General features: G+C 49.1%; 11 protein-coding genes and 1 tRNA gene. All 12 read left to right on the top strand.

Annotation, left to right across the window (positions count from 1 at the left end; all coding sequences use genetic code 11):
- The first annotated feature begins 161 nt into the window (after positions 1-161).
- Positions 162-1,421, top strand: coding sequence for a transcription termination factor Rho (gene rho, locus RS889_RS01095; RefSeq protein WP_037380347.1), 1,260 nt, complete (start codon positions 162-164; stop codon positions 1,419-1,421).
- 239 nt (positions 1,422-1,660) lie between these two features.
- The gene (gene wecA, locus RS889_RS01100; RefSeq protein ID WP_315709040.1) at positions 1,661-2,752 is read left to right on the top strand and encodes a UDP-N-acetylglucosamine--undecaprenyl-phosphate N-acetylglucosaminephosphotransferase; all 1,092 of its coding nucleotides are present in this window, start codon (positions 1,661-1,663) and stop codon (positions 2,750-2,752) included.
- Between the two features lie 21 nt (positions 2,753-2,773).
- Complete coding sequence (gene wzzE / locus RS889_RS01105; protein WP_315709041.1) at positions 2,774-3,820, top strand: ECA polysaccharide chain length modulation protein; 1,047 nt, start codon at positions 2,774-2,776, stop codon at positions 3,818-3,820.
- A 70-nt stretch (positions 3,821-3,890) separates the two neighbouring features.
- Positions 3,891-5,021, top strand: a complete 1,131-nt coding sequence (gene wecB, locus RS889_RS01110) for a non-hydrolyzing UDP-N-acetylglucosamine 2-epimerase (protein WP_037380343.1) — start codon at positions 3,891-3,893, stop codon at positions 5,019-5,021.
- The gene (gene wecC, locus RS889_RS01115; RefSeq protein WP_315709042.1) at positions 5,018-6,280 is read left to right on the top strand and encodes a UDP-N-acetyl-D-mannosamine dehydrogenase; all 1,263 of its coding nucleotides are present in this window, start codon (positions 5,018-5,020) and stop codon (positions 6,278-6,280) included. The genes wecB and wecC overlap by 4 nt, the downstream gene beginning before the upstream one ends.
- A gap of 65 nt (positions 6,281-6,345) precedes the next feature.
- Entirely contained in the window at positions 6,346-7,047 is a 702-nt protein-coding gene (gene rffC / locus RS889_RS01120; RefSeq protein ID WP_021013519.1) for a dTDP-4-amino-4,6-dideoxy-D-galactose acyltransferase, read from the top strand.
- A gap of 4 nt (positions 7,048-7,051) precedes the next feature.
- The gene (gene rffA, locus RS889_RS01125; protein WP_315709043.1) at positions 7,052-8,182 is read left to right on the top strand and encodes a dTDP-4-amino-4,6-dideoxygalactose transaminase; all 1,131 of its coding nucleotides are present in this window, start codon (positions 7,052-7,054) and stop codon (positions 8,180-8,182) included.
- Between the two features lies 1 nt (position 8,183).
- Complete coding sequence (gene wzxE / locus RS889_RS01130) at positions 8,184-9,434, top strand: lipid III flippase WzxE (protein ID WP_315709044.1); 1,251 nt, start codon at positions 8,184-8,186, stop codon at positions 9,432-9,434.
- Positions 9,431-10,516, top strand: coding sequence for a TDP-N-acetylfucosamine:lipid II N-acetylfucosaminyltransferase (locus RS889_RS01135; protein WP_315709045.1), 1,086 nt, complete (start codon positions 9,431-9,433; stop codon positions 10,514-10,516). Before wzxE ends, RS889_RS01135 begins: the two co-directional genes overlap by 4 nt.
- Positions 10,513-11,886 (top strand): ECA oligosaccharide polymerase, encoded by a 1,374-nt coding sequence (wzyE, locus tag RS889_RS01140; protein ID WP_315709046.1) that lies wholly within the window; start codon positions 10,513-10,515, stop codon positions 11,884-11,886. The genes RS889_RS01135 and wzyE overlap by 4 nt, the downstream gene beginning before the upstream one ends.
- Positions 11,887-11,894: 8 nt before the next feature.
- Positions 11,895-12,635, top strand: a complete 741-nt coding sequence (gene wecG / locus RS889_RS01145; RefSeq protein ID WP_425475127.1) for a lipopolysaccharide N-acetylmannosaminouronosyltransferase — start codon at positions 11,895-11,897, stop codon at positions 12,633-12,635.
- A 166-nt stretch (positions 12,636-12,801) separates the two neighbouring features.
- Positions 12,802-12,878: transfer RNA gene (locus RS889_RS01150), tRNA-Arg, on the top strand.
- The last annotated feature ends 9 nt before the right edge of the window (positions 12,879-12,887 follow it).

The following is a 12,887-nucleotide window of genomic DNA, read 5'->3' on the forward strand; positions in this document are numbered from 1 at the left end:
TTCGATCTCTTGCCGTGTGTATGTGCAAAGTCCGCGTGACTTCAGCTCGAAAAGATGCTGGCATTCGGCGATTGAAGGCTGTTTATAGAGGCACGGATGATCCTGCCATACCATTCACATTAATAGTTCGAGATTTACCCCGAGTTAAAGAACCCACCATTATGAATCTTACCGAATTAAAGAATACGCCAGTTTCTGAGTTAATTACTCTCGGCGAAAATATGGGGCTGGAAAACCTGGCTCGTATGCGTAAACAGGATATTATTTTCGCCATACTTAAGCAGCATGCCAAAAGTGGTGAAGATATTTTTGGTGACGGTGTGCTGGAAATATTGCAGGATGGTTTCGGTTTCCTCCGCTCTGCTGACAGCTCCTACCTCGCCGGTCCTGATGATATCTATGTTTCTCCCAGTCAAATCCGCCGGTTCAACCTTCGTACTGGTGATACTATCTCTGGTAAAATTCGCCCGCCGAAAGAGGGCGAACGTTATTTTGCCTTGTTGAAAGTTAACGAAGTTAACTATGACAAACCTGAAAATGCGCGCAGTAAGATTCTGTTTGAGAACCTGACTCCGCTGCATGCTAATTCGCGCCTGCGTATGGAACGTGGTAACGGTTCTACTGAAGATTTGACTGCCCGTGTGCTGGATCTGGCTGCGCCGATTGGCCGTGGTCAGCGTGGACTGATTGTGGCTCCGCCGAAAGCCGGGAAGACCATGTTGTTGCAGAATATTGCGCAGAATATTGCGTATAACCATCCTGATTGCGTGCTGATGGTGTTGCTGATTGACGAACGTCCGGAAGAAGTCACAGAGATGCAGCGTTTGGTTAAAGGAGAGGTGATAGCTTCTACCTTTGATGAACCGGCTTCCCGCCATGTGCAAGTTGCAGAGATGGTGATCGAGAAAGCCAAGCGTCTTGTCGAGCACAAAAAAGATGTCATTATTCTGCTGGACTCCATTACTCGTCTGGCGCGCGCCTATAACACCGTCGTACCATCGTCGGGTAAAGTATTAACCGGCGGTGTGGATGCTAACGCTTTACATCGCCCTAAACGTTTCTTTGGCGCTGCACGTAACGTTGAAGAAGGTGGCAGTCTGACGATTATTGCCACGGCGTTAATCGACACCGGCTCCAAAATGGATGAAGTGATCTACGAAGAGTTTAAAGGTACTGGCAACATGGAACTGCATCTCTCTCGTAAGATCGCAGAAAAACGTGTGTTCCCCGCGATTGACTACAACCGTTCCGGTACACGTAAGGAAGAGTTGTTAACCACATCTGAAGAGCTACAGAAAATGTGGATTCTGCGCAAAATCATTCATCCTATGGGTGAAACTGATGCGATGGAGTTCCTGATTAATAAGCTGGCAATGACGAAAACCAATGATGAGTTCTTCGACATGATGAAGCGTTCGTAAAAATGCTCTGGTATGAGAAAACGCCACGCGGGTCGTGGCGTTTTTTATTTCTATTCACCTATAATGGTAGAGAATAGATAAATTCTATAAACTACGTATCTTTATACTACGAGCGCCTACCCGGATGAGTAATGGTGGCAATCCATTGTTGACCCAGTATTATTCATCGAGATGGTAACAAGTTAGGCATAACAAGGCATACAATAGAACAGCCGTAGTCTCATTAACTGCTGTGAACGGTGAATTTACTCATTATGAGTACCGAATTAGTATTTATCTTTTTGTTTTCTTTTGCCTTTCTGTTTTTTTCTCGCAAGGTGGCAAAAAAAATAGGGCTGGTTGATCGTCCGGATTTTCGTAAACGCCATCAGGGGCTGATCCCATTAGTAGGCGGAATCTCAGTTTATGCGGGTATCTGTTTTACATCGGTAGTCACTAATTATCACATCCCGAATTTCCAGTTGTACCTGATTTGTTCAGGTGCGTTGGTGTTTGTTGGCGCACTGGATGATCGCTTTGATATCAGTGCCTGGATTCGTGCCGCTATGCAAGCTGTTGTCGCCATGTTGATGATGGTGCATGCCAATCTATACTTACAGCACTTTGGGCGTATCCTGGGGTCTTGGGATCTTGGCGCCGGGCCATTCGGTCATGTACTGACACTACTTGCGGTTTGGGCCGCTATCAATGCGTTTAATATGGTTGACGGTATTGATGGGTTGCTTGGCGGCCTTTCTTGTGTGTCATTTGGTGCCTTGGGGTTCTTGCTGTACGAAAGTGGCAATACCAGCCTGGCATTGTGGTGTTTTGCCATGATTGCAGCCACCCTTCCTTATATCTTGTTGAACCTCGGTGTACTCGGGAAACGGTATAAAGTTTTTATGGGTGATGCGGGAAGTACCATGATTGGGTTCACTGCAATATGGCTATTGTTGCAGAGTACTCAGGGACCCAATCATGTTATACATCCGGTAACTGCGTTGTGGATTATCGCCATACCGCTGATGGATATGGTTGCCACCATGTACCGTCGGTTACGTAAAGGAATGAGTCCATTTTCACCGGATCGGCAGCATATCCATCATTTGATCATGCGGGCAGGATTTACTTCACGCCAGGCGTTTGTACTGATTACATTGGTGGCGCTAGTGCTAGCCGCCGTGGGTATTTTGGGTGAATATCTGTTGTTCATTCCCGAATGGTTCATGCTGGTATTATTTTTGCTCGCATTCTTCTTGTATGGTTACTGTCTCAAACGAGCCTGGCGTGTTGCACGGTTGATTAAACGTGTAAAACGGCGTATGCGTCGGCCAAGTAGGCAGTCATATTAACCAGAACAGTTTGGGGAAGTAATGAGAACGGATAACATTTCTGTCTTGGATGAGCAGTTAGAGAATACGCTGGATCTCCGTGGTGTATTTTGTGCGCTTTGGTGTGGAAAAGTATGGGTGCTGGGTATCACTGCGCTGTTTGTGCTCTTTGCTGTGATTTATTCTTACCTTGCCCCACAGAAATGGGGTGCCATAGCAGTAACCGATAAACCGACAGTGAATATGCTGAACGGATTCTACTCCCAACAGCAGTTTCTGCGTAATCTTGGCACTAAGGCATTTCCGGTCTCTGGACCTGAGTCACCATCTGTCGCTGCGGATGTTTACGCTGAATTTATCATGCAACTGGCCGCTTACGATACCCAGCGTGATTTTTGGTTACAGTCTGAATACTACCTATCGCGCAAGGAAGGTAATAGGAAAGCAGATGCTATTTTGTTGGATAAGTTGATAAATAATATTCAGCTTACTTCGCATAACGATGTCAAAAAGACTAATGATAGTGTGAAGTTGACGGCAGAGACGGCCACCGATGCGGATATGTTATTACGCCAGTACATCAACTTTTCAAATCAACGGGCTATCACTCACCTCAATGATGAACTGAAGGGGCTTTGGATTGCCAAAACAACCTTTATTCGTTCACAAATCAAGCAGCAGGAAGCTGTCTCCCTGGCCATTTATAACCGTGAATTGCACAATGTCGAACAGGGATTGACGATTGCCAGACAGCAAGGAATCAACCATAACCAAACCAGTAAGCTTCCTGATGCGTTGCCCGTATCGGAAATGTTTTTATTGGGAACACCAGTGCTGATGGCTCGATTGGCTTCACTGAAAGCCAATGGCCCACAATATGACATAGATTATGATCAAAACCGGGCGATATTGACCATCCTTGATGCTGGCCCGGCACTGAATAAAAACATTCAGACTTACCGATATCTGCGTACACCCGAAGAGCCTGTTAAGCGAGATAGTCCCCGTCGCCTTTTTCTGCTGGCAATGTGGGGCGCTATCGGTCTGTTAATCGGGGCAGGCGTTGCATTGGTACGCCATCCCCGTTAACCGGTAATATCCAGGCACATCATTCCTGATGGGCAGAAGGCTACATCTAACCTGATTAAAGAGAGTCATTGTGAAAGTGTTGACTGTTTTTGGTACTCGTCCCGAGGCCATAAAAATGGCTCCGCTGGTTCATGCTCTAGCTCAGGATGAATTCTTTGAATCAAGAATTTGTGTGACCGCGCAGCATCGAGAGATGTTGGATCAGGTGCTGCGTCTGTTTGATATCACGCCAGATCATGACTTGAATGTCATGCAGCCGGGGCAGAACCTTAGTGACATATCCTGCCGGATTCTGGAAGGCTTACAGCCGGTCATGGAAAGCTTCAAACCTGATTTGGTACTGGTTCATGGTGATACCACCACTACGTTGATCACCAGTTTGGCGGCATTCTACCAGCGTATTCCTGTTGGACATGTAGAAGCGGGATTGCGCACGGGTAATCTTTATTCCCCCTGGCCGGAAGAAGCAAACCGTAAGCTAACCGGGCATCTGGCAATGTTCCATTTTGCACCAACACAAAGCGCTCGCCAGAATCTGTTAAAAGAGAATCTTCCTGACTCGCATATTTTCGTTACGGGAAATACGGTCATTGATTCGTTGCTCTGGGTAAAAAAACATATTATCAGCAACGCGGCGTTGTGCCGCAGTCTGGATAAACAGTATCGTTTTCTTGATGAGCACAAAAGAATGTTGCTGGTGACCGGGCATCGGCGTGAAAGCTTCGGTGATGGATTTGAGCGCATATGTAGCGCGCTGGCAGATATCGCCCGTCATCATCCTGATGTCCAGATTGTTTATCCGGTACATCTCAACCCGAATGTCAGCGAGCCGGTTAACCGAATTCTCAACGGTATTGATAATATTTTCTTGATTGGTCCGCAGGATTATTTGCCGTTTGTCTACCTGATGAACCGTGCTTATCTGATCTTGACGGACTCCGGTGGCATCCAGGAAGAAGCGCCTTCACTGGGTAAACCGGTACTGGTGATGCGGGAAGCCACGGAAAGGCCAGAGGCGCTGGTTGCTGGCACGGTCAGGCTGGTTGGCACTGATGCTGCTAAAATTCTGGCTAATGTCTCTGAATTGCTTACGGATGACGACGCTTATCAGACCATGAGTCATGCGCATAATCCCTATGGTGACGGACATGCCAGTCAACGCATTATCGACGTTTTAAAACAACATCAGGTAACGGTATGAGTTTCGAAATAATTTCAGTCATTGGCTTGGGGTATATCGGCCTGCCGACGGCAGCGGCTTTCGCTTCTCGCAGAAAAAAAGTTATTGGCATTGATGTCAATAAGCATGTGGTGGAAACCATCAATCGAGGTGAGATTCATGTCGTTGAACCGGAGTTGGCGGTGCAGGTGAAAGTCATCGTGGAGAATGGTTTCCTGCGGGCGTTCAGCCAGCCGGTTCCGGCCGATGCTTTCCTGATTGCGGTGCCGACACCATTTAAACATGCCCATGAGCCAGATCTTTCAGCTGTGCAGGCTGCGGCTGAATCTATCGCGCCGGTTCTGAAACGGGGTGATTTGGTTATTCTGGAATCGACGTCTCCGGTGGGGACAACCGAATGGCTGGCTGAACACCTGGCGACAATGCGGCCTGATTTAACTTTTCCTCAGCAGGTCGGAGATGCGGCGGATATTAACATCGCCTATTGTCCTGAGCGGGTATTACCCGGGCAGATAATGACGGAACTGATAAAGAATGATCGAGTTATTGGTGGCATGACATCCCGTTGTTCTGAACGTGCCTGCGAGTTATATAACATCTTTCTGGAAGGTGATTGTGTAGTTACGCATTCCCGCACGGCAGAAATGTGCAAGTTGACAGAGAATAGTTTCCGAGACGTTAACATCGCCTTCGCCAATGAATTATCACTGATTTGCGCTGAGCAGAATATCAACGTATGGGAACTTATCCGATTGGCAAACCGTCACCCCCGGGTCAATATTCTTCAGCCGGGACCTGGCGTCGGTGGCCATTGTATCGCGGTGGATCCCTGGTTTATCGTGTCACAGAACCCACAACTGGCCCGGTTGATTCATACGGCCCGGTTGGTAAATGACGATAAGCCACTCTGGGTAGTGGACCGTGTTAAGCGCGCATTGGCAGACTGTGTAACACAAAGTGATAAGCGTGCCAGTGAAGTGAAGATTGCCTGCTTTGGCCTGGCGTTTAAACCCGATATCGATGATCTGCGGGAAAGTCCGGCCATGATGATTACCGAAATGATCGCCCGCTGGCATGCTGGCGAAACATGGGTTGTAGAGCCACATATCGACCAACTTCCGGTGGATTTGAGTGGGCAGGCTACATTAGTAGATATGACCCGTGCATTGCGTGACGCCGATATTATCGTGATGTTAGTCGATCACCGTCAGTTTCGCGCTATCAGCCCGGACCATGTAACCCAATCCTGGGTTATTGATGCGAAAGGCATCTGGCGTTGAAGCCGATTTTCATTAACCGATGACACAGGCTTTACTGGTGCTTAACGAAGTAACAGGAATCATGTATGCCCGTTTATGCCAACATTGAGCCATTACGCTGGGAGAGTGATTTTTTTCAACTTCTCAGTGGTCGGTTGATGTTCGATGCGGTAGCTCCGAAACTGACGGCTACACAACTGGATCATTATGCGGTGACGCATGCGAAGGTAGCCGCTGATCAGTTGGTATTGGCCGATGCGCTGGCGAATCTGGGATTCCGGCTGGTGGAAGGAGAAATCGACTTCAGTCTGAATGTTGCGTCGAATATTCTTATCAAGGCAAGTGGCCTGCGTGTGGCTAATGAGCGTGATATTCCTCTGTTGCGTGAGGTCGCTGCCCATACTTTTGGGTTGAGCCGTTTTCGTCCTCCCTGGTATCAGCCAAATGACAGTGGCCGTTTTTATGCCTGCTGGGTGGAAAATGCGGTGCGCGGTACGTTTGATGATGTTTGTCTGCTGCTTGAAGATAACGCCAGACAACCTCTGGGATGGGTGACACTGCGCAGGTTGCCCGATCATGAGGCCCGTATTGGGTTGTTATCGGTCTGGCCGGGGCGATCTGGCCAAGGAATTGGGTTACAGCTGATTCAGTCGGCTGAAAGATGGTGCCAACAAGCTGGTATCGAGCGTCTATGGATCGCGACACAAATCAGTAATGTGGCGGCGATACGTCTTTATCTGCGCAGCGGTGCCAGCGTAGAAAGCACGGCTTACTGGTTATATAGGTGATGAGATGATTCCTTTTAACGCGCCAGCCATTGTGGGTTCTGAACTGGAGTATATGCAGGCGGCGATGCGCAGTGGAAAACTCTGTGGCGATGGTGGTTTTACCCGCCGTTGTCAGCAATGGCTGGAGCAGTATTCCGGCAGTCAGAAAGCACTGCTGACGCCTTCCTGTACTGCATCGCTGGAGATGGCTGCCATTATGCTAAATATTCAGCCCGGTGATGAAGTGATCATGCCAAGCTACACATTTGTTTCTACTGCCAACGCGTTTGTTCTGCGCGGTGCCAGCATTGTGTTTGTGGATATTCGCCCGGATACGATGAACATCGACGAAAGCAAAATCGAAGCGGCTATCACTGAAAAGACCAGAGTTATTGTTCCGGTGCATTATGCCGGCGTGGGTTGCAACATGGATGTCATTATGGCGCTGGCGGAGAAATATCACCTGCATGTAGTTGAGGATGCGGCGCAGGGGATGATGTCGCGTTATAAAGGTCGTCCGCTGGGATCCATCGGACATGTGGGTTGTTTCAGCTTTCATGAAACCAAGAATTATACTGCGGGTGGTGAAGGCGGGGCGACGCTGATTAATGAGCCGACGCTGATTGAACGGGCGGAAATCATCCGTGAAAAAGGTACCAATCGCAGCCAGTTTTTCCGGGGACAAGTCGATAAATATACCTGGCGGGATATCGGCTCCAGCTATTTGATGGCGGATATACAGGCAGCCTATCTGTGGGGACAACTGGAGGCCGTGAAGCGCATTAATGATCGCCGTCTGCAACTATGGCAAAACTATGAGCAAGCGTTTAAGCCGCTGGCGGCAGCGGGCCGGCTCGAACTGCCTTATATCCCCGCCGACTGTGATCACAATGCGCATATGTTTTATATCAAGCTACGGGATGCGGCAGAACGCACGGCGTTTATCAATCATATGAAGGAAGCGGAAATTCTGACCGTGTTCCACTACATCCCACTGCACAATTGCCCTGCGGGTCAGCGATTCGGACGCTTTGCAGGGGAAGATCGCTATACGACTCGTGAGAGCGATCGTCTGGTGCGGCTACCCCTGTTTTACAATCTGAAAAATATAAATCAGCGTACTGTGATCAACACTGTTTTGAGTTTCTTTTCCTGATATGTCATTAGCCAGAGCATCAATGTGGACGGCGGTTTCGACACTGATAAAAATTGGTGTGGGGCTGGTGGTGATCAAACTGTTGGCAGTGACATTCGGCCCGGAAGGTGTTGGTCAGGCAGGAAATTTCCGTCAGTTGATTACTGTTTTAGGCGTATTGGCGGGTGCCGGTATTTTTAACGGTGTGACCAAATACGTTGCCGAGTATCAGCAACGACCAGAACAGCTAAACGCCTTGCTGGGGACATCAGTGGTAGTGGTCCTGGGTTGTTCTGCGCTGCTGGCGGTGCTGTTTTTGTTGGCTGCGGCCCCTATTTCCCAACTGTTGTTCGGGAGTGAGCATTACCAGTCCGTCATTCGTGCATTGGCATTCATCCAATTGGGGATTGCCTGTGCCAACCTGTTTCTGTCCATCCTGAAGGGGTATCGGGATGTCCGGGGAACGGCACTGACCATTATTGCCGGCAGTCTGATTGGATTGATCGCTTATTACCTCTGTTTTCAATCTGATGGTTATACCGGAGCGCTGGTAGGGTTGGCGCTAGTCCCGGCATTGGTCGTGTTACCTGCTGGCTGGTGGTTGAGGCGCCGAGCGCATATCGGGCTGAGGGCGTTAATGCCGTGCTGGGATAATGTGCAGGCTGGCAATCTCGCCAAGTTTACACTGATGGCCTTGATGACAGCGGTGACCATGCCGGTGGTCTACATTATGATGCGTAACCAACTGGCTGCGCATTACAACTGGGAAGCAGTGGGAGTCTGGCAAGGTGTCAGCACCATTTCGGATGCCTATCTGCAATTTATTACCGCCTCTTTTAGTGTTTACTTGCTGCCAACGTTATCTCGCCTGGTTGATAGACGCGCTATTGCCCAAGAGGTTGTGAAATCTCTCAAATTTGTACTGCCTGCGGTGATGGCGGCCAGCTTTTGCATATGGCTGCTGCGGGATGTGGTCATCTGGCTGCTTTTTTCCCGGCAGTTTATCGCCATGCGGGATCTATTTCCGTGGCAGCTCACTGGAGATGTGTTGAAAGTGGGATCCTATCTCTTCGGTTATGTTGTCATTGCCAGGGCGGCACTGCGTTTTTATTTGCTGACGGAAGTGAGCCAGTTTTTGCTGTTGGCCGGGTTCTCACACTGGCTGATTCCCCTTCATGGGGCCCTGGGCGCGGTTCAAGCGTATATGGTGACGTATCTGATCTATTTTTTGCTGTGTTGCAGTGTATTCATTATCTATTGTAGGCGTGCATGACAACTCTCATTCATGTTTTAGGGGCGGATATTCCACACCATAATCACACTGTGCTGCGTTTTTTTAACGACACGCTGTCGCCGCAATTACCGGCCCGGCAAGTACAGCGTTTTATGGTGGTTGCCCGTGATACGGTGCCGTTGAATGATTTTCCGGCGTTAACCATTGCATTTTATCCTGATAAAAACACGCTGGCAAAGGCCGTTGTTGCGTTGGCTAAAGCCGACAGGGATACGCGTTTCTTTTTCCACGGTCAGTTTAACCCATTGATTTGGCTTGCGTTGATATCTGGGGGAATTAAGCCATCACAGGCTTACTGGCACATATGGGGGGCGGACTTGTATGAAGAGGCTACCAGTTGGAAGTATCGCTTGTTCTATCTGATGCGCCGTATTGCCCAACGACGTGTTGGTCATGTTTTTGCCACTCGTGGTGATTTATTTCATTACCAACAGCGAACAGCCCAGGTTGGTGCCTCACTACTTTATTTCCCGACCCGCATGACTCCGGAATTTGACAATGCGGAGCATGAAAAAGACCCAACCGCACCACTGACTATACTGGTCGGGAATTCTGGCGATCGTACCAATCGACATATCGAAGCCTTACACGCCATTCATGAACAGTTTGGCTGTCGGGTCCGGGTGCTTGTCCCCATGGGCTATCCGGCCAATAATGATGTCTATATTTCACAGGTTCAGCAGGTGGGTAACTCGTTGTTTGGCGTAAAGTATTTCCAACTGCTCCGCCTGCCAATGTCTTTTGATGATTATCTGGCGATGCTGCGTACTTGTGATTTGGGTTATTTTATTTTTAACCGCCAGCAGGGAATCGGGACACTGTGTCTGCTCATTCAGTGTGGCATACCGTTTGTTATCAGCCGAAAAAACCCTTTCTGGCAGGATTTGACGGCACAAAATCTGCCGGTATTGTTTTATGGTGATGTGCTTGATGAGACTGTAGTGCGCAGAGCCCAGCGTGAATTGGCATTGGTGAATAAGCAGCAGATAGCGTTCTTTTACCCTAATTATCTGTATGGCTGGCGACAAGCGCTGGCGCAGGCAGCAGGAGAATCGTCATGACGCAAGCGCAGTTCAGTGGCCTGCTGGCGGTTTATCTGATCTCCGTGGTGTTCATCCTATTCCTGACCTGGCAGGAGTTCCGACGGGTGCGTTTTAATTTTAACGTGCTGTTTTCCCTACTTTACCTCTTAACGTTTTATTTTGGTTTTCCGCTCACCTGTATCCTGGTTTTCAGGTTTGATGTTGAAGTCGCTCCAGCGGAATATTTGCTGCAGGCCATGCTTTCTGCCACGGCTTTTTATGCTATCTACTTCGTCGTCTATAAAACCCGGCTGCGACCCAAAAACCGCGTAACCCGCCCCCCTGTATTTACCATGACCCGGGTGGAAGCTCATATTACCTGGCTACTGCTGGCGTTGGTTGCCGTGTGTACCGCCGGCGTGTTTTTTCTGAATAATGGTTTTCTGTTGTTCAAGCTAGATTCTTATAGCCAGATTTTTTCCAGTGCAGTCTCTGATGTGGCGCTAAAACGCTTCTTCTATTTTTTTATCCCCGCCATGTTGGTGATCTATTTCCTGCATCAGACCCGGGTTGCCTGGTGCTTGTTCCTGCTCGCTACCGTCTCTTTTGGCATCCTGACTTATCTCATCATCGGGGGAACCCGCGCCAACATTATTATTGCATTTGCCCTGTTCCTGTTTATCGGTATCCGACGCGGCTGGATTACATTATGGATGCTGGCGGTAGCCGGTACAGTGGGGGTGGTTGGTATGTTCGGGTTGGCGTTGGCTCGCTATAACCTGGATGTCAGTGGCGCAGAAGCGTTCTATACCTTTCTCTACCTGACGCGCGATACGTTTTCTCCCTGGGAGAATCTGGCATTGTTGTGGCAGCATTACGACCGTATCACGTTTCAGGGGTTGGCTCCGGTGGTGAGGGATTTCTACGTATTTATACCTGGCTGGCTGTGGCCGTCCCGCCCCACGTTGATACTGAACAGTGCCAACTACTTTACCTGGGATGTACTGAATTACCACGCTGGGCTGGCCATTTCCCCAACATTACTAGGGTCATTATTGATCATGGGCGGAGTAGCCTTTATTCCTCTGGGTGCGGTGGTCGTTGGGCTGATCATTAAATGGTTTGACTGGTTGTATGATGCCGGATTACGTGACAGTAATCGTTATAAGGCGGCAATTCTGCAAAGTTTCTGCTTTGGTGCGGTATTCAATATTATCGTTCTGGCGCGTGAAGGTGTAGATGCCTTTGTTTCCCGGATCGTCTTTTTCTGTTTTATTTTCGGCAGTTGCCTATTAATGGCCAAATTATTGTATTGGTTGTTGGACAGTGCAGGGGTTATCCGACAACGACGCTGTTCTCTAGCCTTGACTCATTCAACGTCAACCACACCAACAGACACTATGCGATGAAAAGAGAGATAGAAGAACATGACGTGATTCCCCGCTACACCATCCGGGGGATAACGCTATATGGATTTTGTCATATGGCGCAGTGTGTGGATTATCTTTTCGAGGGGGTGAGGGTAAAAACCGGGGCATTGATTGCCATGAATGCGGAAAAGTTGCTGGCGACAGAGAACGACCCAGTGTTACGTACCCTGATAGACGAGGCAGAGTATAAATACGCCGACGGTATCAGCATCGTGCGGTCTATCAGGCGAAAATATCCACAGGCAGAGGTCGCACGGATTGCTGGCGCTGACTTATGGGAGGCGATAATGCAGCGTGCCGGTCGAGAAGGGACCCCGGTTTTTCTGATTGGGGGTAAACCGGATGTGCTGGCGCAAACGGTAGATAAGCTTCGTGCACAGTGGAAGGTCAATATCGTTGGCAGCCATACAGGTTACTTTGTGCCGGAACAGCGCCAGGCACTCTTTCAGCAGGTGAGCGACAGCGGCGCGCAGATTGTCACGGTAGCGATGGGTACGCCGAGACAGGAAATACTGATGCGAGACTGTCAGCAGTCTTACCCGCATGCACTTTATATGGGTGTGGGTGGAACATATGATGTTTTTACCGGACGGGTAAAACGTGCACCGCTGGCCTGGCAAAATCTGGGACTGGAATGGTTTTATCGGTTACTCACCGAACCCAGCCGAATCAGGCGACAAATTAAGTTGCTGCGTTACCTGGCCTATCATTTCAGCGGTCGTTTGTAACGGTTAACCCTGCGTGGAGATGTGTATAAAAAACAGACCAGTGAGTTGATGTGGAGGGCAATGTGCCAGTAAATGAACAAAGCATAAGCAAACGCATCGTTTCTGAAAAAAAGCACTAGACAGCTACTCATTAAATCCGTACTATCCCCACCCGCAACGGCGCTATGCGCCCGTAGCTCAGCTGGATAGAGCGCTGCCCTCCGGAGGCAGAGGTCTCAGGTTCGAATCCTGTCGGGCGCACCATTATTATGA

Source organism: Brenneria uluponensis, assembly GCF_032395385.1.
Taxonomy (GTDB): Bacteria; Pseudomonadota; Gammaproteobacteria; order Enterobacterales; family Enterobacteriaceae; genus Prodigiosinella; species Prodigiosinella aquatilis.

Excerpts from the sequence above, each read along its gene's own strand:
- RS889_RS01135 (WP_315709045.1), top strand. The coding sequence starts at position 9,431 with ATGACAACTCTCATTCATGTTTTAGGGGCGGATATTCCACACCATAAT.
- wzzE (WP_315709041.1), top strand. The coding sequence starts at position 2,774 with ATGAGAACGGATAACATTTCTGTCTTGGATGAGCAGTTAGAGAATACG.
- wecC (WP_315709042.1), top strand. The coding sequence starts at position 5,018 with ATGAGTTTCGAAATAATTTCAGTCATTGGCTTGGGGTATATCGGCCTG.
- rffA (WP_315709043.1), top strand. The coding sequence starts at position 7,052 with ATGATTCCTTTTAACGCGCCAGCCATTGTGGGTTCTGAACTGGAGTAT.
- wzxE (WP_315709044.1), top strand. The coding sequence starts at position 8,184 with ATGTCATTAGCCAGAGCATCAATGTGGACGGCGGTTTCGACACTGATA.
- rffC (WP_021013519.1), top strand. The coding sequence starts at position 6,346 with ATGCCCGTTTATGCCAACATTGAGCCATTACGCTGGGAGAGTGATTTT.
- wzyE (WP_315709046.1), top strand. The coding sequence starts at position 10,513 with ATGACGCAAGCGCAGTTCAGTGGCCTGCTGGCGGTTTATCTGATCTCC.
- rho (WP_037380347.1), top strand. The coding sequence starts at position 162 with ATGAATCTTACCGAATTAAAGAATACGCCAGTTTCTGAGTTAATTACT.